Raw genomic sequence first — 18671 nt, 5'->3', positions numbered from 1 at the left:
CTGGTAGCAGTACACCCCCAGGGGCCCCAGCCCCAGCACCGACCAGAACACGTTCGGCACCGCGTTGGCCAGCGCCAGCAGCGCGGGCGGCGGCGCGGCGGCATTCGTTCCGGCAGGCGGCATGGTGCGATGAGATTAATTGCGTGGGACCCCAGCCCCAAGTCACGGCCCGCCCCAAAAAACAAACCATGGGCTAGCGCACAACTTGCACCCAACCAGTGTATTGAGAACCAGTAGCGCGGCGCAACGCGTAGTAATAGATACCACTAGCTAGCCCCTCGGCGTTCCACTCCTGCTCGTAAGCCGGGGCATTGTACACCTGCTTTCCCCAGCGGTTATAAATGATGAGCGCCCATTCTTTGTCTACCAGGTTGTTAATTTTAAAATAGTCATTCTGCCCGTCCCCGTTGGGGGTGATGATGTTGGGAATCATCAGCGGCGCCAGCGGCGCCGGAACTGGCACGCTAGGAGGCGCGGGCGCTGGACTAGGCGCGGGCGCGGGGGTAGGTGCTGGGGGAGGCGTCGGGGTAGGCGCAGGGGTGGGTACTGGCGTTGGCGGCGGGGTAGGTGCTGGCGTTGGCGGCGGGGTGGGAGCAGGCGGCGGTGTTGGTACTGGCGCTGACGCGCTGCAGGGGAAATTAGGCGGTGTAGAAGGGGTTGATAAGTCGCCCAGCCGGGCCACGAAAATGTCGGTTCCGCTGCCTTGGCTTTGGAAGAGCGTAGCCACAAAACTGGCCGTTCCGATGAACGAGCCGGCCAGGTAAATGTCCTGGCTAGCTGCTACGGCAATACTCGGGCTGTACGCGCTGCCACAAGCGCCCTCGCGCTGAGCCACCACCACGCCTCCCTGGGGGTTGTATTTGGTGGCGAATACATTTTTCTGGCCGTCCGTAGAGATCTGGGCAGTAGGGCCCCAGTTGGACGGGGAAGAGCTAAAAACGCCGGCTACGTACCCATTACCGGCTTTGTCCAGCGCTACGCTCGTGCCGTATTCGGTATTGCCTCCGCCTATCTGGCTGGCCCATAACAGCTTTCCGGTGGCGTCGTGCTTGGCCAGAAAGCCATCGGAGCCGCCCACTTGAAACGTGTACGGCCCGAATACTGCCTTGCCCGTTTGCGAAGCGCTGAGCATCCCCGTTATCAAGCTGTTCCCTTGGTCGTCGACGGCAACGTCGAAGGCTACTGCGTCGCTGGGGCCGCCCTCGCTTTTGGCCCACAAAAACTCGCCAGTACTGCTGCATTTTACCAGCAGGGCCCCACCGTAGGCGCTGTTGTTCTCGCTCACGAGGGTAGTGGCGCCGAATGCCGCCGTTTGGCTGAATGTACCGGCTATATAAGTAGCGCCTGTGGCATCCACGCCCACCGCGTTGCCGGTGCATTCGGCGTGCTGGCCGCCACCCTGCCGCGCCCAAAGGGGGTCGCCCCGTTGGCTGTACTTCGCCACGAACAAATTTTGGCGGCCCTCGCTGGCCAGCGCCGCGGTACTGCCCCCCAGGTTGGCGCCCCCGCGCAGGTACCCCGTCACGTACACGTTGTTTGCCGCGTCGAGCGCTAGGCCGCTGCCCATGATTGTGCTGCCAGGTAGGCTGTTGCCCGCCCGGGCCCACACGATGTTCCCGTACTGATCGTACTTGATTAGCACCATATCGGAGACGCCCTGGCTGGCAAAGGTGGCCAGGCCGAACCCTACAGTTCCCGTAAAGGCACCCAATACATACGCATTGCCAGCCGCATCCACGGCCACGTCGGCCAAACTACTGGCTGCGCATTGCATCGCCAGCAAGGCATTGCCGCGCTCGTTGTATTTGGCTATAAATGTGTGGGGCGTTCCGGCCACGCCCGTGCCGATGGGCCCCAAGGGACCAAACCGGGCCTCGCCAATGTAGCTACCCACCAGCCAAGCAGTGCCATCGCTGCCGAGGGCCATGTTGCGCACGTCGTCGTTGCGGGCACCGCCTATTTGTTGCGCCCACCGCCCCTGGGCCGCTGCTGGGCCAAGCCAAAAACAACCCAATATCACTCCTATGATAACGCCACCGTAAAGCCGGGTAAAAAAGCCCATATATTATCTAATAATAATTAAAATAACAACCTAAACCACTAGTAAATATAATGTTACTTCATTCGCAATCCTTTGCTTACGGGCACGTTTTCAATGTTAAGCTTCTTGTTTGGCAGAAATATGTGCAGGCCCTATTAGCGATTTAGCACTTACTCACCGTTGGCCGTAGACTCTGTGCCAGCAGGCACTTTCTTTCTTACATCAGCCGCTACTGGGGCCCCGGCGGCAGGGCGATGCTTCGCGTTTCTGATTCACTTGCCGTGAGTAATCTTCAGAATGCGACCATCCTTCTTATTTATTTCGATGTAAGCCACGCCACCTAATTCATAGCGTTTGGGTAACGTACCCTGCACTACCCAAACCTCATTATCATACAATACGACTTGAAAAGACTTTTTCTCTTCAATGCTCTTCCCGTAGATGGGAAGCCACACTGCTTCGGCTATGCGCTTAGCAACCGAAGAATCGGGTACGACCCCTGCCGGTGGCAAGTAACCCGTTTCGGTTGTCGGGCGGCGGAATTTTGCTGTACGGCTTTGTGCTGCGGCGCTACCCATTGCGAATAGTAGTCCCGCAACGAGTGGAAGAAAAACGTGCGGCTTCATTCCGCAAGCTACCCTTAACCGCTAGCCAGCCGCTCCCAGGGCCCCGGCGGCGGGAGCTACTTAGGCGGCGGATGCCGGCTGGGCGGGCAGCGGCAAATTCGTGGCAATGCTCATGCGGTCCAGGCATTGATGGCCACGATGGCCATTAGCACCTGGGCCAGGTATTGCTCGCTTAGGGCGGCCACGGCCTGCTGGTACGTGGCCTCCGCCACGTGCTTGTTAGTGAAGGTCACTTCCTCGGTCATCGCCAGCACGGCTTGCTCCTCGGCGGTGAAGAGCGTGGTTTCGCGCTAGGCGTTGAGCAGGTAGAGGCGCTGCTTGGTTTCGCCGTGGGCCCGCGCCTCGCGGGTGTGCATGTCGAGGCAGAAGGCGCAGCCGTTGAGCTGCGAAGCCCGCACCATAATTAAGTAGCGGTGAGTGGCGCTGAGCTGCGTAGTGCACGGGTATTTCTCGAGGCCGTACATGGCCTTGTAGGCGTTGGGCTCAAGTTGCTCCAGGTTAAGTCGCTGGTCCATAAGAAGTGGGGGTTGAAGTGTGCGACAAAATTCCGCCCGCCCCGGCCCGCTTCTCCTTAATCTAGGTTAAGAAATTTGGGCCCCTAGGGGGCCGGCTTTGCCCGCCGGGGGCCGGGCTCGAATTTTACTCAGGAACTCGGGCGTGAACCCTAGGTACGAGGCCAGCATATACTGCGGCACCCGCTGCGCAAACCCCGGAAACGAGGCAACGAAGTGGTGGTAAAGCTCTTCAGCCGACAGCCCAAACTGGAACACGGGGCGTGTTTGGTCGGCCGCGGCCACGCGCTGGAGCACCAGCCGGAAGTAGCGCTCCAGGGCCGGCACCCGGGCCAGCAGCTCCTCCTGGCGCGCGTAGTCGAGCACGGACACCGTGGTGGCCTCCACGGCCTGCACAAAAAACTGCGACGGCCGCTGGCTCAGCAGGCTGGCGTAGTCGGCCAGCCACCAGTTTTCGAGCGCGAACCGCGTGATTTGCTCCGTGCCCTTTTCGGTGATGAAGTACATGCGCAAGCAGCCGTGCAGCACGAAGTAGCTGGCGCAGCACGGCTGCCCAGCAACTAGCAGGTGGGCTTTGCGCGGCACGGTTTGCAGCACCAGGTGGTCGCGCACCAGCTGGGCTTCGGCCGGGGCCAGGGCTACGTAGCGGGCAATGTGCGCAAGGAGGTCGGTGTGCATAATAATCAGCAGCTTAGCGGTCGCCTGCGTGGGGCCCCGGCCGCACCCTGCCTCCGTCGGCCGGCAGGCTAAGCTATCACCCCGCCGCCGCCCCCCGGGGCCCCAGCGGCCGGGCGCACCCGAGGCCGCGGGCAGCATGCCGGCTAGTTGTGGCCCAGATATGACGCGGCTTCGGCGATGCGGTAGGCGGGATCGTCGCGGAAGATGCCTTGCAGCGAGCCGATGTGGCGCACGCCCATTAGCACGAGCTGGCGGGTTTGGTGGTTGGCCAGCTGCGTGGTCACGATGTTGGAATACACCTTCAAGTCGCGGTTGTAGAACACGGAGATGAACTCGGCGCCCACGTACTGGGGGTTGAGGAAAGCCGCGTCCACCATGGGGTCGGCCTTCAGGGTGCCGTGGGTGACGCGGGCCGGCGTGCGGTACACCAGCGTGTGCAGCTGCTGCACCGTGGCGGGGTCGTTCAGCGTCCGCAGGTACTGCGACAGCGTGTGGGTGCCGTCCAGCAGCTGCTTATCGAAGGGCGCAGCGAAGGCGCGCCAGCGGGCGGTGGCTTGCTGGTAGAGTTCAATGTTTTGGCCCTCGTGCAGAATGCTTTGGGAAGTGCCGCCCGGAGCATTCACGCAGTGGATGCGGGCCAGCCCCAGCCGCTTGCCCAGCGCAAACCCCAGCTGGTACACCTCGGAGCGGCCGCCGGGTAGCGTGTTCAGGTCCAGCCGGCCCTGCCGGTACAACTGGTAGAGGCTGTCGAGGGCGGCTTGCCGCTCGGGCAGCTCTTCCACCAAAATGCCGTCGGGCCGGTACCGCTGCAACCCGTCGAGGACGGCCCCCAGCTCGGCCTGGCGTTTCGGCGTGAGCACGTCCGAATTCGCATTGCCCGCTTTATACAGCTGCGCCAGGTGGCTGCACCCCAGCAGCAGCACCGATACCGGGGCCGCCCCCGCAGGGCCCCCAGCCACGGGCTGGCTCTTGGTGGTGGCGCAAGCCGCCAGGCCCAGCAGCCCCAGCAAGCCCATCAAACAATGCCGGTCACGGCGGTTGAACCAACGCATCTTAAAGCGAAATAACGGGTGATAGTCGCCCGAAAATAGTCGTTCGGTGCTAGGGTGGCGGCTCAGCGCATCCCCCGGGGCCCCTACCCCAAAGACAAACCAACCGCTCCCGGGGCGGCAGCGGCTGGATGACACTCTACTCTTGAAAGAAGAATGGCGTATCAAACGAATATTTAGATACCCCATTCACAATGCTCTGACCCTTGAGCTTCATGAATGTTTGACCGGTTTTATCAAGCTTGCCTAGTTGAACATTGAAGACAGTCAACTTCTTCATGGCTTTTATTTTTTCAAAGTCTAGATTTTCAAAATCATCGACTTGTGGGTCGTGCATTTCCCAGGTGTATGCTTTCCATGAACTTCCGTAGACGTTTGTTGCAGTACCAACCGTTGTTTCCTGGACAAATGGAAGCACGTACTCCGCTATGTGCACTTCGTTCTTTGCGAGGTCGAACCATGAATCGTTAAGCATGGCCAATTTATCCGTGGCGATGAAACGCAGAGTGTTTTTGTCACGGACTATTTTAACATCACCGGTAAATTGTGGCGCAACCCGAAGATTACCTGGGTCTATTGCTGTTTGGTATTCGGCCCATTCCGCTTCCGTCATTCCAATTTTTTTGTCGTAGATCATTGGGCCTGGCTTTGCTCGCTTTGTCTGCTCTATAATCCAAGAAGGGTCCTTTTGGATACCCGCCTTAAACTTTTCAGACAATGCCATGAGCCTCGGGCTCATAGAAACTCCCATTGCCGACAATTTCTTGGTACCCACTGGTAGCAGTCGTTGCGTATTACCTGCCACATCTGTCGGAACAGACTGGGCAGCAGTAATCTGACCTAAGGAATTTAGATTAATTCCGAGGCTTAGAAATAATGAGAAGGTTATAATTTTCATGGTTGCTACGATATCTATAGGCTCTACACGCATCCGGAGCGTCCGGCAAACAACTCGTATCGTTCTATTTCAAGCAGCCAAGGTAGGCGTCTTACTCCCAGACGAAAAATGGCTTAATGTATCCTCTCCTGCCTTAAGAAGCCAGCAAATCCCCAAAAAACCAGCCGCTCCCGGGGCTCCAGCGGCCGAGGAAACAGTAAGTACCTTCGCTACATGGAATCATTGCTTGCCCGCATCACCACCAACCCGCGCCAGTGCGGTGGCCGGCCCTGCATTCGCGGCATGCGCATCCGCGTGGCCGACGTGCTCCAGCTTTTCGCCGCGGGCCTCACCGCCGAGCAGATTCTGGCCGAAATGCCCGACCTGGAAGCCCTCGACCTGCAAGCCGCCCTGCAATACGCCGCCCGCCAGATTGACTACCCGCGCCTAGCCGCATGACCATTTGGATTGACGCGCACCTATCGCCCCTCATTGCTGCCTGGATTAGCTGGAAATTCCCTGTCCAGGCCATAGCACTTCGCACATTGGGCTTGCGCGATGCTGAGGACGAAGAAATATTCCAAGCCGCTAAAACCGCCGGGGCTGTTGTGCTCACCAAGGACGCTGACTTTCGACAGCTACTCGACCGTTTCGGACCGCCGCCCCAAATTATCTGGCTTACCTGTGGCAACACCTCCAACGAGCGGTTGCAAGAGGTCCTAACGGCTACATTACCCGCCGCCATTGAGCTATTGGAAGCCGGTGAACCCTTCGTGGAGATTGGCAATATCCTGCCCTAACTACGCCGCGTAGGCTTGGCAAGCGCGCAGATCTTCAGCTTCCAAGTCCTCATAATCGGCCAAGATTTCGGCCTCCGTCATGCCGGACGCCAAGTATTCGAGCACGTTTTGTACCGGGTAGCGCAGGCCGCGCACCGTGGGTTGCCCGTGGCAAATGTTGAGGTCAATGGTAATGCGCGGGTGAGCCGCCGAAACAGGAGTTTCCAGGTGGCGAAGATACAAACCCCGCCCGGGGCCCCACCCCCAAAACCAAACCAGCCGCTCCCGGGGCGGATGCGGCTAGGTGTTACTATGCTGTATTAGAGAATAGCTTCGAGTTTCTCAATTACTGTTTCTATGAAATCGATGATTTCTTTCACCATCGTTTCATCAATAGGTAGCTTTCTCGTTGGCAATGTTATGTCCGCATCTGCCTCGTGAGCAATTTTATTACGACGTTCAACTATCAGTTCAAATCTATTTTTAACTGATTTTACTGGTTGCCCTAAAGATGTCGCTACTTCTTCCCATATCTTTTTATCCGTTATAAGCCTCAATGCATTAGCCACGTTGTCAGGGTGCTGAAAAGTCTTCCAACTATGCTGCATATATATTTCATCAGCCAGCCAACCAGTAGATGATGGATTAGCAAGAGCAACCTTGACACTTTCCATTCTTAACTGAATTAACTTAAAGTTTTTTGACTCGCTTCTTCTACCTTGGAATGTTTCCACGATGTTGTATCTAACAACATCGTGAATGTAGTAGTCGAATGCACTTACAATCAAAACGACCTCTGCACGCAAAATGTCAGACAGATCTAATGCTTGCGTAGTTATGCTACCGAGAGTATTGTGAAGACCGTTTAAATCTTTTACTCTCTGCGAATTCGCCTTGAATTGGCCGTAAGGGGTCATTACTAGTTTGTCATTTCTATAATCTTCAATGCTAATTCATTGAAGATTTTCTTAAATTTTCGAATACTCAGTTCTTGCCTTTCTCTTGCTTTACCACCACTCACCAATTGATTAGCAGCCAATGCAAAAACTGGTGTTTGGGCTTTCTGAGAATACGCAATCAAACTATTGAAATCAGATACCTGAGTTAACATATAATCCTTTGTCATTCCAGCACTGACATATTTAGCATCAGATAAAAGCATACTTCCCACTTTGAGAGCAGGAATCAGTTGCTCATTGACCGAATCGTTGATTTCATCAATCCACGACTGAAAAGCTTGAGAAGCACGCCCTCCCCGCAAACGATAATTTTGAATTATAACACCTAAGAATTTGGGGTCTTCTTAGGATAAGGGTAAGTAGCATCAGTGAATACGTCCATCGTTTGCGCTTGTACTGACCAATGATTCCACCTTGGTATGATTGAACGCAGTGAGTCAATTGCCATTACTGAAAAGTAATCTGGCGATGTGGGCACAATAAAATAATCACTCGTCATCAGTAAATTTTAATTTATTGAGCTTACGCTTGGGCTCATATCAATTATTAAATAGTCAGCATCGTATTTTTTGGCTGTCTCCGCAAACAAATAATCTGCTGCACTTGGCAGATTTCGCACCGTTACAATTGTACCAGATAACTGCTGAGCGATGCCAAGGGTAATTTCATATTCAGCCAGATTAATATGGCCTGGTAGTAAAAAAAGCCCTTTTCTCCCAGCAACTTCTATACATTCTACTGGTTCAATTAGTCGTGGTTGTGATTTAAATGCGGGTGCAAGACCATCCCGAAGGTTATTAATTCCAGGTTTTTTATAAAAGGCCTCAAGCTCTGTTTTATTATAGCCGAGTATCATCCCTGTTAGATTACACTGTGGGTCAGCATCAACTATTATCACCCGCTTGCCCTGCTCGGCCAATATCCAACCTAGATTGAATGTTGTTGTAGTTTTACTAACGCCGCCTTTATGGTTAAATATGGCAACGGTTTTTACTGACTTTGTCATGGTGAAGTATAAAAACGGCCTGCGGATACAATCATCTGCAGGCCGTTAAACTATACAATTTGCAAGGTTTTAAACCTCTTACGACCCACAGGCCTCGCAGGCGTCCGGGTTGTCCAGCGAGCAGCTCATGTCGCTTTGGTTCTGGGCGGCGACGAGCATCGGCTCCAGGGTTTCGGCGGCTTGCTTTTCCACCGTGAACTTGATGGCGTCGGCGGCGGCTTTGGTGCGCAGGTAGTACATGCCGGTTTTCAGGCCGCGCTTCCAGCTGTGGAAGTGCATGCTGGTGAGCTTGCCGAAGTTCACGTTCAGCACGTGCAGGTTCAAGCTCTGGCTCTGGCAGATGTAGGCCCCGCGGTCGGCCGACATGTCGATGATGCGGCGCTGCGAAATCTCCCACACCGTCTTGTACAGGTCCTTGATGTGCTGCGGTACCCGGGCAATGCCCTGCACCGAGCCGTTGGCAGCGATGATTTCCTGCTTCATCGCGTCGTTCCACAGGCCCAGGGCCACCAGGTCCTTCAGCAAGTGCTTGTTCACCACCATGAACTCGCCGCTCAGCACGCGCCGCACGTAAATGTTGCTCGTGTAGGGCTCAAACGACTCGTTGTTGCCCAGAATCTGGGCGGTGCTGGCCGTGGGCATGGGCGCCACCAGCAGCGAGTTGCGCACGCCATGCGCTACAACTTCGGCGCGCAGCGTGTCCCAGTCCCACCGGCGCGACTTGGGCGTCACGCCCCACAGGTCGAACTGGAACTGGCCCTTGCTCAGGGGCGAGCCCTGGAAGGTTTCGTAGGCCCCGTCCTTCATGGCCAGGTCCTTCGAGGCCGTCATGGCGGCGAAGTAGATGGTTTCGAAGATGTCCTCGTTCAGGCCCGAGGCCTCGTCGCTCTCGAACGGCATGCGCAGCGCGATGAACGTATCGGCCAGGCCCTGCACACCCAGCCCGATGGGCCGGTGGCGGAAGTTCGACCGCTGCGTTTCGGGCACCGGGTAGTAGTTCACGTCAATCACCTTGTTCAGGTTCAGCGTGGCCTGGTAGGTCACCTCGTACAGCTTAGCGTGGTCGAAGGTGGTGTTGCCCTTGGCATCGGTCACGAGGTAGCGGGGCAGCGCCAGCGAGGCCAGGTTGCACACCGCAATTTCGTCCTTGTCGGTGTACTCCAGAATCTCGGTGCACAGGTTGCTCGACTTGATCGTGCCCAGGTTTTGCTGGTTGCTCTTGCGGTTGGCCGCATCCTTGAACAGCATGTAGGGCGTGCCCGTCTCCGTCTGGCTTTCCAGGATGGCGAACCACAGCTCCTGCGCCTTGATGGTTTTGCGGCCGCGGCGTCGCGCTCGTACTTCAGGTACAGCTTCTCAAACTCGGGGCCCCAGGTGTTCTCCAGGCCCGGGCACTCGTGGGGCACATCAGCGTCCAGTCGCCGTTGTCCTCCACCCGCTTCATGAACAGGTCGGGCGTCCACATAGCGTAAAACAGGTCGCGGGCGCGCATCTCCTCCTTGCCGTGGTTCTTCTTCAAATCGAGGAACTCGAAGATGTCGGCGTGCCAGGGCTCCAGGTAAATGGCGAAGGCGCCCTTGCGCTTCCCGCCGCCCTGGTCCACGTAGCGGGCCGTGTCGTTGAACACCTTCAGCATCGGCACCAGGCCGTTGGAGTTGCCGTTGGTGCCCTTGATGTAGGAGCCCGTGGCGCGCACGTTGCTCACCGACAAGCCAATGCCGCCGGCCGACTGCGAAATCAAGGCGCAGTTCTTCAGCGTGTCGTAAATGCCGTCAATCGAGTCGTCCTTCATCGTCAGCAGGAAGCACGACGACATCTGCGGCTTCGGCGTGCCGGCGTTGAAGAGCGTGGGCGTGGCGTGGGTAAACCACCGCTCGCTCAGCAGGTTGTAAGTTTTGATGGCCGAGTCAATGTCCTCCTTGTGGATGCCCACCGACACGCGCATCAGCATGTGCTGGGGCCGCTCCACCACCTTGCCCTCCAGGCGCAGCAAGTAGCTCCGCTCCAGGGTCTTAAAGCCAAAAAAGTCGTAGTTATAGTCCCGGTCGTAGATGATGGCCGAGTCCAGCGTCGCCGCGTGCTTGTGAATCACTTCCCACACGTCCTTGGCCAGCAGCGAGGCGTTTTCGCCGTTCTTGGGGTCCTCGTAGGTGTACAGCCGCTTCATGGTGCTGCTGAACGACTTCGAGGTCACCTTATGCAAGTTGCTCACCGCGATGCGGGCCGCCAGAATGGCGTAGTCGGGGTGGCGGGTGGTGAGGGAGGCGGCGGTTTCGGCGGCGAGGTTGTCGAGTTCTACGGTCGTCACGCCGTCGTAGATGCCGTCAATCACCTTCTTGGCCACCTCAATCGGCGACACGAAATCCATGTGCAAGCCGTAGCACAGCTTCTCAATCCGGGCCGTGACTTTATCAAATTTCACGGACTCGCGGCGGCCGTCGCGTTTAATTACCAGCATAGTTTTTAGGTTAGGTAAGTACCCGGGGGGTACGAAGAGGAGTTGCGTCAGGGCCCCCAGTGCGGGGGCGGAGAGTTTCAAGACCGGAAATTAGTCCGAAGGTTAGGGGAGGCCAAGGGAAAATTTTAGAAGTTTTCCACATAGCCTGAAAATGAGGCCGCCCGGCCGCTTTTTGAAAAACGAGCCGGGCGGCGAATGTCACCATTAGGTAAATAATGATTATAGGTCAGCTAAATATTAGCATTGTACCATGTGCAATATGCACTATTTTTCACGAAAAACCCACCATATTCCGCTCACTATCAATACCACACCAACCGTAAGGCTGGCAATCGTCACCGGGGGCCCCAAGGCTTTGCACGAGCACGAGGTAAATACCGGCCGCTCCCCGATGCGCAGCCGGCGGCGGCAGAAAGCGCAGGGCGAAAGCGCGGGGTCAACCTGGCCGGGCAGCGGCCACTGTTCAGAAATAGGCGTCATCGGGGTGCGGGATGAAGGGGTAAAGCCATAGCTTGCGCTCGGCGGTAGATACCGCATTCTGCAAAAGGTCACCTGCCCCCGCCCGCATGCCCGAAGCCCGCCCGCCCCTGCCCCCGTTCACATTCGCCACGGCCACCCAAAAGGCCCGCCTCTCCGAAGACGCCTGGAACTCCTGCGACCCCGCCCGCGTGGCCCTGGCCTACACCGAAGCCAGCCAGTGGCGCAACCGCAGCGAGTTCTTCGCCGGCCGCGCCGCCATCCAAGCCTTCCTCACCCGTAAGTGGCAGCACGAGCACGAGTACCGCCTCATCAAGGAGTTGTGGGGCTTCCACGAGCACCGCATCGCCGTGCGCTTCCAGTACGAGTACCGCAACGCCCAAAACCAGTGGTTCCGCGCCTACGGCAACGAGCAGTGGGAATTCGACGCCCAAGGCCTCATGCAGCGCCGCGAAGTCAGCATTAACGACGTGGCCATCAGCGAGTCAGAACGAAAATTCCACTGGCCCCAGGGGACCCGGCCAGCGGATTACCCAGGGCTGACGGAGTTGGGTCTGTAGCAGCGTAGCGACAAGCGCGCCGAAGGAATGACGAATACGCAAAATCACAGGCGTATATTGCAGTCAATTGACGCTTTAGCAACCTGCAAATGACTGCCGCCCCTGCTTTTCAACCTGCTCTCACGGCCATTGTTGCCCTGCTCGGGGGCCCGTCGGTGATGCCGCAGCCCATCCGCACTGAGCTAGACCTCATGTACGCCGCGGCGGCTGGCGTGTCGGTAAAAGCGGTGCGGCACTTGCAACGCCACCTGCGGTTTACCAACCGCGAAATGAGCGAGGTCCTTTCCATTTCCGAAAGCACGCTAGCTCGCCGCGAACAGTCCCAAAAACCCCTCAGCCGCGACGAAGCGGAGAAAGCCATTCAATTATCAGCGGTAGTGGCCAAGGGCTTAGAAGTATTCGAAAACGAACCAGACTTTCACCGATGGCTCCAGTTTGAAAACCAAGCCTTGGGCGGCGCGCGCCCCCAAGAACTAATGGCTTCAGCCTTGGGCAGGGAGCAGGTGCGCGAGGTATTAGGTCGGATTCAGTGGGGAATTTTTTCCTAAAACGCCGCGATTAATCCCGTGCCCCTATTTCGCACTTCATGAAGTTGTACCGTTTCGGTAAGCAGCCTTACATCCAAGACCTTTCGGGCCAGGGTGGGCTGTACCACAGCGGCCGCTGGCACCAGAAAGGTACTCAGATTCTGTATGCGGCCGAGCACCTCTCGTTAGCGAAACTGGAAATGCTGGCCAACTCACCTGTCCTGCCCACCGGGTACTTTGCACTGACGCTAGAAACGCCCGACGACGCTTCCACCAAATTGGTCGAAGCAGACGAATTACCCAATGGTTGGGCAGGGCTACCATACTCCCCAACGCTAGCCGCCCTAACCGAGGCCTGGATCAGGGAAGCGCAGTACTGGCTCCTCCGAGTATCCTCGGCACAGTCGCCCACTGAATACAATTACCTACTCAACCCGCTGCACCTCGAGCACCAGGGGCTCCGCGTTGTATCGCTGGAACCGCACCCGTTTGATGCGCGATTAAAATAACCAACGCCAAAGGACCCCGACTTATTTGTAAGTCGGGGCCCTTTGGCGTTGAATAAACCCTATGACGCGGCTTAGAAATCCTCGTCCAGCGAGAACACGTTGTCGTTGCGCTCGCTCATCACGCCGGCCTTCTGGTACTCGGCCACGCGCTTCTCGAAGAAGTTGGTTTTGCCCTGCACCGAAATCATTTCCATGAAGTCGAACGGGTTGGTGGTATTGTAGATTTTGCCGCAGCCCAAGGCCACCAGCAGGCGGTCGGCCACAAACTCGATGTACTGCGACATCGTCTTGGCGTTCATGCCGATGAGGCTCACGGGCAGGGCCTCCGTCACAAACTCTTGCTCGATGGTCACCGCGTCGCGGATGATATCCTGCACACGGCTCTCACTCAGCTTGTTCTGCAAGTAGCTGTAGAGCAAGCAGGCGAAGTCGCAGTGAAGCCCTTCGTCGCGCGAAATCAGCTCGTTGCTGAACGTCAGGCCGGGCATCAGGCCGCGCTTTTTCAGCCAGAAAATCGAGCAGAACGAGCCCGAAAAGAAGATGCCTTCCACGGCGGCAAAGGCAATGAGGCGCTCGGCGAAGTTCTCGGAGTTGATCCACTTCAGGGCCCACTCGCCTTTCTTCTGCACGGCGGGCACCGTTTCGAGGGCGTTGAAGAGGTAATCCTTCTCCTTCGGGTCTTTGATGTATGTATCAATCAGCAGCGAATAGGTCTCGCTATGAATGTTTTCCATCATGATCTGGAAGCCATAGAAGCAACGCGCCTCGGGCAGCTGCACTTCCTGCATGAAGTTGATGGCCAGGTTTTCGTTCACAATGCCGTCGGAGGCCGCGAAGAAGGCCAGCACGTGCTTGATGAAGTGGCGTTCGTTATCGTTGAGGTTGTTCCAGTCCTTTTGGTCCTGGCTCAGGTCAATTTCCTCGGCGGTCCAGAACGAGGCTTCGGCCTGCTTGTAGAACTGCCACACCTCGGCATTCTGGATCGGAAAAAGGACGAAGCGGTTGGGGTTTTCGGCGAGGAGCGGTTCCATGCAGTAGGGGCTAGGGATGGCGGAAAGGCGAAGGGATTGGGCAGGCAAACCGGCGGGCGTGGCCGTTGTTTTGGCCGCAGCGCACCGGCCGCACGGGGCCCCGACTCCAAAGATAGGCAAGTGCCGGGCTATCAGGATGTGGAAAAATGCAGATTTTTTTTAATCCTATTTTCTTCTAAAAACCTTGTTCTTAAGATCATTTTCCCGGTAGCATCCGGTTCCCGCCCCGCTTGTAACATTCTAGTAATACTCCACGAAAACATTGAAAATTCACCCATTTACAGATACTTATCCACATCACACCTGTGGATAAGTGGGACTTGTCCACAAAATCAGCCTTACCTCAATGCAATTCAGGGCCGGTGGTCAGCGCAGGGCTCCGGCGGCCGGCGGCGTGCTGTGTCACGTTTTACGACCGTTATGGACCCTTGCAAAACGCCGGACAAATGAGGATTAACGATTTAGGCTTGGTTTTCCGGAACTAACCGCGTACTTTTGCCTTCCGATTTTCAGAAACCCCGCGCAGACCGATGTACGCTATTGTCAATATCGCTGGCCGACAGACCAAAGTTGAAGCCAACAAATTCGTTTACGCCTACAAGCTGGCCGGCAACGTCGGCGACACCGTGCAACTGGGCAATGCCCTGTTGACCGATGACAACGGCACCCTCACCGTAGGCACCCCCACCTTGGACGTGGCTGTGACCGGTACCATCCTCGCCCACGTAAAGGGCGACAAGGTGCTCGTCTTCAAGAAGAAGCGCCGCAAGGGCTACCAGAAGATGAACGGCCACCGCCAGGACTACACCAAGTTAATGATTAACAGCATCGGCTAGTATTGAGCTGTTGGCTGACAGCTATTAGCTGTCAGCTTCCTGTTCTACTGGCAGTTGTCTTATTTTAACCCGAAGGCTAATAGCTAACCGCTAGTAGCCAACAGCTCAAAAAAAATGGCTCACAAGAAAGGTGTCGGCTCGTCGAACAACGGCCGCGAATCGCATTCCAAGCGCCTCGGCGTGAAAATTTTTGGTGGGCAGACGCTCATCGCCGGCAACATCATCGTGCGCCAGCGCGGCACCAGCCACCACCCCGGCGCTAATGTGGGCATCGGCAAAGACCACACGCTGTTCGCTCTGGTTGACGGCACGGTGCAGTTCAACAAAGGCCGCAAAGACCGTTCGTTCGTGACGGTGGTTCCGGCCGTGGCCGAAGCAGCGCAAGCCTAGCTTCCCGCACCTTTGCCTCTGGGCAAATGACTACAAGGGCTGCTCCTACCAGGGCAGCCCTTTCGTGGTTTAGAGCAGCTGTAACTCGCTAATGCCCGAAGTACACCCGCAGGTTTATCTGGGCCGCTACAGCCCAGGCGTGCGCCAGCACTTGCTCGGGGCGGGTATAATACTGCGCGGGCGCTTGCAGGCCGAGGCCCACGTTGGCATCGAACAATAGCGGGTGGCCGACCCAGCCGCGCTGCGTGCCCACAGCGCATACACCCCGAGCACGAGCTGGGCTAGCATGGCGCGGTTGCGCCGCCGGCCGCGCGCGGCGGCCAGCTCCTGCCACTCGCCGCTACCTTCCAAAGCGAAATAGTCGCCGAACCGGGCCGAGCGGCGGGTCACCGAGTCGGAGAGCCGGACGTGGTGGTAATAATAGCGGGCACCCAGGGCCCCGGTGCCGCCCAGCAGGGGCAACGTGGCCCGGGCCCGGCGGTTAACTGGGCCGCGGCCCGTGCGCAGGTAGGCCTCGGCTTGGGGGTAAAGGCTGAGCTGGGGCCCCACGCGGTACTCGGCCCCCAGCGCCAGCGGTACCACCAAGCGGCCGCGCACATCGGGGCTGATGACTAGGTGGGCGAGGTTGAAGCCTGCCTTCAACCGCAGCCGGTGCGGCGGCTGGTTCTGTGCCCGCAGGGGCACCGTGCCGGCGGTCAATGTTTTAAACAGCCACATGGGAGCAATGAAATCGCGCGCGTGGTTAACTGCCCAATCTAATCGTGAAATTCTTGATAATCAGCGGCTATTATCTGCCAACTGGTTCAGAAAATGGCTGATCTGGGCGGCGTGGCTGACAACCAGGAAGTGCCCGGCGCCGGGCACCAGGCAATCGATGCCGGTGGCGGGAGGCGGCAGCAGCCGGTCGTGGGTACCGTGCAGGCGGGCGGCGGGGCCCCGGCCCGGCACGCCCCGCCAGCGCAACAGCTGCCCGATGGCCCACTGGGCAAACGCGGGGTCGGTATCGGCGATGATTTGCCGGAGTAGCGCGTATTCGCCCTTGGTTTTCACGCCGAATGCCCACTTGGCAGCCCAGGGTAATTTCTGGAGCAATACGGGCGGCAAAAGGCGGTCCAGGCCGGTGGCACGAGCGGCGCGCAGCGTCCAAGGCAACTCGTGGGGCCCCGCTAAACTCGAAACCAGTACCACCCGCGCCCGGGGCCGCAGCTGGGCAATCTCCAGCGCCAGCAGGCCCCCAAACGACACGCCCACCAGCCAGCACGCCTGCGCTACCGGCACAGCAGCGGCCAGCCGAGCGGCGTAGGGCCCCAGTGGCTCGGTGGCCGATTGCGGCGGTAACCACTTCAGGATGTGCACTTCACCTGCTAGCTCCCAGCACTGAAATACCCGCTCATCGGCTCCTAAGCCGGGAATGAGGTAGAAGACGGGCGCGGCAGGGGCCCCGGTCACGAATCGAGCCGCACATACACCCCTTCGAGGTAGAAGATGTTGTGAGGCTGGGGGTCATCTTCGCCCTCTTCGTCGGCGGGGTAGGTCACGGAGAGCTTGAGGGCCACGCTGGGCAGGGGCACCGGCGGCGCCTCGTCGGAGTCGAATTCGAGCAGGGCGGGCCACTCGCTGGCGGCCAGGGCGTCGGCCACTTCCTCCTGGATGGTCTCGGCGCGGTCGGCGGTAAGGCGCAGCAGCGTGTCGAGGGACTGAAACGGCAGGGCGAGGTGAAAAAAATGGGGCTCGTGGTCGAAGTCGGTGGTGGCCCACACGGTCACGTCGTCGGTGTTGTCGAACACGATGGCCACGACGTACACGTGCTCCACAAAGAAGTCTACGTCGTCGGCGAGGCTGTCGCTCAGGAGTTTCATAATCACTGATTTTGACTGATTAACCGTGATTTCGCTGATTCCAGGGGCTGCCCGGCACTTTTTACTCTTTCATCAGTCCACTGCTCAAGTATAAGCAGCGAAACCACAATTGACCACTTTGATCAGCGGCTGAATCAGCCAAATCACGGTTAATCAGCCTACTCAGCGATGAACAATTCCAGCGTAATCTGGTCGGCCAGCAGCTTGCCTGCGTCGGTCAAAGTAAGCACTTCCTGCCGGATGGTGGCCCAGCCCTGGGCGGTGAGCGCGGCCAGGTAGGCCGGGTGGGCCTGGGCTAGGTCGAGGCCCAGCGCATCGCGCAGGTGGGCTAGGTCGCAGCCGCGGGCCGTGCGCAGCGTGGTGAGCAAATATTCGTTGGCCCGGTCACGGGCCGTGAGGACCTCCACCGTGGCGGGCACCTCGCCGCGCTCCAGCACCACGGCTACGTACTGCGGGTTATTGGCCAGGGTGAACTGGCGGTTCTGGCCGTCGAAGGAATGGGCGCTGGGGCCCACGCCCAGGTAGGGCACGCCGCGCCAGTAGTTGCCGTTGTGGCGCGACTCGCGGCCCGGGCGGCAGAAGTTGCTGATTTCGTACTGCCCGTAGCCGTGGACGCGCATCTGGGCCAACAGCAGCTCGAACTGCACGGCCACGAACTCGTCGGGCGGCGCGGCAAACGTGCCCTTGCCCTGGCGGCGGCCCAGTACCGTGTCGGGCTCGATGGTGAGGGCGTAGGCCGACACGTGGGGCACATCGAGCGCGAAGGCGTTGGCCAGGTCGGCCTCCCAGATGTGGTGGCCGGGCGCGGGCACGCCGTAAATCAGGTCGATGGACAGGTTCTCGAAGCCCGCATCCTGGGCCCGGCACACGGCCGCGGCCGATTCGGGGGCGGTGTGGGCCCGGTTCATCAGGCGCAGGTGCGGCTCGTAGAAGCTTTGCAGGCCGATGCTGAGGCGGTTGACGGCGGTGGCAGCTAGCTCGGCCAGCTTGGGGCCCGTGAGGTCGTCGGGGTTGGCTTCGAGGGTAATTTCCGCCCCCGGTGCCACGGCGAAATGCCGGTGGATGGCATCAAATATCAGCCCTAACTCACTGGCTGTAAGCAGCGAAGGGGTGCCGCCGCCGAAGTAGATGGTATCGAGCGTTGCTTGGGGCCCCAGGTAGTTTTGACGCAGGGCAATTTCCTGCACCAGGGCGTCCACCAGGCGGCTTTTCAGGGCCAGCGAGGTACTGAAGTGGAAATCGCAGTACGAGCAGGCCTGCTTGCAGAACGGGATGTGGAGGTAGAGGCCAGGCATGGGCGGCAAAACGGGGAAGGCGGCCGTTTTACATTCGGGAAATTAAACGCCGACTGGCGCGTTATCGTCCCCGAATGTACGTCCGGTTTTTTCTGCGTTTTGGTGGGTTGCTGGGCCTGGTGCTGCGGTTGGGGGCCCCGGCTGCCCATGCCCAAACGCCCACCCTCGACCCCGCCGCGCCCAACCAGCCGGGGCTGGCCTC

At 58.4% G+C, this 18671-nt stretch carries 23 protein-coding genes and 1 pseudogene; 7 read left to right on the top strand and 17 right to left on the bottom strand.

Annotation, left to right across the window (positions count from 1 at the left end; translation table 11 throughout):
* Positions 1-193 precede the first annotated feature (193 nt).
* From BEN49_RS00100 to BEN49_RS00075, 7 genes are all read right to left on the bottom strand, one after another.
* On the bottom strand, positions 194-1927 hold the full coding sequence (locus BEN49_RS00100) for a T9SS type B sorting domain-containing protein (protein WP_158022689.1): 1734 nt from the start codon (positions 1925-1927) through the stop codon (positions 194-196).
* A 386-nt stretch (positions 1928-2313) separates the two neighbouring features.
* Positions 2314-2667 carry a YbbC/YhhH family protein gene (locus tag BEN49_RS25140; protein ID WP_083325625.1) on the bottom strand — a complete coding sequence of 118 codons (354 nt, stop codon included), beginning with the start codon at positions 2665-2667 and terminating at the stop codon, positions 2314-2316.
* Positions 2668-2777: 110 nt separating this feature from the next.
* Positions 2778-2921 (bottom strand): carboxymuconolactone decarboxylase family protein, encoded by a 144-nt coding sequence (locus BEN49_RS29065; RefSeq protein ID WP_239691750.1) that lies wholly within the window; start codon positions 2919-2921, stop codon positions 2778-2780.
* 36 nt (positions 2922-2957) lie between these two features.
* Entirely contained in the window at positions 2958-3182 is a 225-nt protein-coding gene (locus BEN49_RS29060; protein WP_239691749.1) for a carboxymuconolactone decarboxylase family protein, read from the bottom strand.
* Between the two features lie 66 nt (positions 3183-3248).
* On the bottom strand, positions 3249-3857 hold the full coding sequence (locus BEN49_RS00085) for a Crp/Fnr family transcriptional regulator (RefSeq protein WP_070739078.1): 609 nt from the start codon (positions 3855-3857) through the stop codon (positions 3249-3251).
* A gap of 143 nt (positions 3858-4000) precedes the next feature.
* Positions 4001-4909 carry a DUF5694 domain-containing protein gene (locus tag BEN49_RS00080; RefSeq protein ID WP_125916337.1) on the bottom strand — a complete coding sequence of 303 codons (909 nt, stop codon included), beginning with the start codon at positions 4907-4909 and terminating at the stop codon, positions 4001-4003.
* A gap of 136 nt (positions 4910-5045) precedes the next feature.
* Positions 5046-5804: a hypothetical protein gene (locus tag BEN49_RS00075; protein WP_125916335.1), complete on the bottom strand. Its 759-nt coding sequence runs from the start codon at positions 5802-5804 to the stop codon at positions 5046-5048.
* 213 nt (positions 5805-6017) lie between these two features.
* Between BEN49_RS00075 and BEN49_RS00070 the strand changes: the two genes are divergently transcribed.
* Together BEN49_RS00070 and BEN49_RS00065 are read left to right on the top strand one after the other, a co-directional pair.
* Positions 6018-6242 (top strand): DUF433 domain-containing protein, encoded by a 225-nt coding sequence (locus BEN49_RS00070; RefSeq protein WP_070739072.1) that lies wholly within the window; start codon positions 6018-6020, stop codon positions 6240-6242.
* Positions 6239-6583, top strand: a complete 345-nt coding sequence (locus BEN49_RS00065) for a DUF5615 family PIN-like protein (RefSeq protein WP_070739070.1) — start codon at positions 6239-6241, stop codon at positions 6581-6583. Before BEN49_RS00070 ends, BEN49_RS00065 begins: the two co-directional genes overlap by 4 nt.
* Here BEN49_RS00065 and BEN49_RS00060 read toward each other — a convergent pair whose 3' ends face one another.
* The 5 genes and pseudogenes from BEN49_RS00060 to BEN49_RS00055 all read right to left on the bottom strand — a co-directional run bounded on the left by BEN49_RS00060 (position 6584) and on the right by BEN49_RS00055 (position 10985).
* Complete coding sequence (locus BEN49_RS00060; RefSeq protein ID WP_317040369.1) at positions 6584-6805, bottom strand: DUF433 domain-containing protein; 222 nt, start codon at positions 6803-6805, stop codon at positions 6584-6586.
* A gap of 77 nt (positions 6806-6882) precedes the next feature.
* Positions 6883-7479, bottom strand: coding sequence for a HEPN domain-containing protein (locus tag BEN49_RS25135; RefSeq protein ID WP_083325624.1), 597 nt, complete (start codon positions 7477-7479; stop codon positions 6883-6885).
* Positions 7480-7481: 2 nt separating this feature from the next.
* Positions 7482-7823: a hypothetical protein gene (locus tag BEN49_RS28735; protein ID WP_204376017.1), complete on the bottom strand. Its 342-nt coding sequence runs from the start codon at positions 7821-7823 to the stop codon at positions 7482-7484.
* A 206-nt stretch (positions 7824-8029) separates the two neighbouring features.
* Entirely contained in the window at positions 8030-8527 is a 498-nt protein-coding gene (locus BEN49_RS28730; RefSeq protein ID WP_204376016.1) for a ParA family protein, read from the bottom strand.
* Positions 8528-8605: 78 nt separating this feature from the next.
* A pseudogene (locus BEN49_RS00055) lies at positions 8606-10985 on the bottom strand (ribonucleoside-diphosphate reductase subunit alpha).
* A 566-nt stretch (positions 10986-11551) separates the two neighbouring features.
* Here BEN49_RS00055 and BEN49_RS00050 point away from each other — a divergent pair.
* The 3 genes from BEN49_RS00050 to BEN49_RS00040 all read left to right on the top strand — a co-directional run bounded on the left by BEN49_RS00050 (position 11552) and on the right by BEN49_RS00040 (position 13058).
* Positions 11552-12022 carry a nuclear transport factor 2 family protein gene (locus BEN49_RS00050; protein WP_070739068.1) on the top strand — a complete coding sequence of 157 codons (471 nt, stop codon included), beginning with the start codon at positions 11552-11554 and terminating at the stop codon, positions 12020-12022.
* An 89-nt stretch (positions 12023-12111) separates the two neighbouring features.
* Entirely contained in the window at positions 12112-12570 is a 459-nt protein-coding gene (locus BEN49_RS00045) for an Xre family toxin-antitoxin system antitoxin (RefSeq protein ID WP_070739066.1), read from the top strand.
* A gap of 38 nt (positions 12571-12608) precedes the next feature.
* The gene (locus tag BEN49_RS00040) at positions 12609-13058 is read left to right on the top strand and encodes an RES family NAD+ phosphorylase (protein WP_070739064.1); all 450 of its coding nucleotides are present in this window, start codon (positions 12609-12611) and stop codon (positions 13056-13058) included.
* A gap of 71 nt (positions 13059-13129) precedes the next feature.
* Here the strand turns inward: BEN49_RS00040 and BEN49_RS00035 are convergent, their stop codons facing one another.
* Entirely contained in the window at positions 13130-14089 is a 960-nt protein-coding gene (locus BEN49_RS00035) for a ribonucleoside-diphosphate reductase small subunit (protein ID WP_070739062.1), read from the bottom strand.
* A gap of 530 nt (positions 14090-14619) precedes the next feature.
* On the opposite strand from BEN49_RS00035, the gene rplU reads away from it, so the two are divergent.
* A complete protein-coding gene (rplU, locus tag BEN49_RS00030; protein ID WP_070739060.1) occupies positions 14620-14925 on the top strand; it encodes a 50S ribosomal protein L21 in 306 nt (101 codons plus the stop codon).
* 114 nt (positions 14926-15039) lie between these two features.
* A complete protein-coding gene (gene rpmA, locus BEN49_RS00025) occupies positions 15040-15315 on the top strand; it encodes a 50S ribosomal protein L27 (protein ID WP_068238357.1) in 276 nt (91 codons plus the stop codon).
* A 126-nt stretch (positions 15316-15441) separates the two neighbouring features.
* Here rpmA and BEN49_RS00020 read toward each other — a convergent pair whose 3' ends face one another.
* From BEN49_RS00020 to hemW, 4 genes are all read right to left on the bottom strand, one after another.
* Entirely contained in the window at positions 15442-16032 is a 591-nt protein-coding gene (locus BEN49_RS00020) for a hypothetical protein (protein WP_070739058.1), read from the bottom strand.
* Positions 16033-16092: 60 nt separating this feature from the next.
* A complete protein-coding gene (locus tag BEN49_RS00015) occupies positions 16093-16764 on the bottom strand; it encodes an alpha/beta fold hydrolase (RefSeq protein ID WP_070739056.1) in 672 nt (223 codons plus the stop codon).
* Positions 16761-17174: a hypothetical protein gene (locus BEN49_RS00010; protein WP_070739054.1), complete on the bottom strand. Its 414-nt coding sequence runs from the start codon at positions 17172-17174 to the stop codon at positions 16761-16763. The genes BEN49_RS00015 and BEN49_RS00010 overlap by 4 nt, the downstream gene beginning before the upstream one ends.
* Before the next feature lie 158 nt (positions 17175-17332).
* Positions 17333-18469 (bottom strand): radical SAM family heme chaperone HemW, encoded by a 1137-nt coding sequence (hemW, locus tag BEN49_RS00005; protein WP_070739084.1) that lies wholly within the window; start codon positions 18467-18469, stop codon positions 17333-17335.
* Between the last annotated feature and the right edge of the window lie 202 nt (positions 18470-18671).

This window comes from Hymenobacter coccineus, from assembly GCF_001816125.1.
In the GTDB taxonomy this organism is placed as follows: domain Bacteria; phylum Bacteroidota; class Bacteroidia; order Cytophagales; family Hymenobacteraceae; genus Hymenobacter; species Hymenobacter coccineus.
This window is presented reverse-complemented; position numbering and strand designations above follow the sequence as displayed.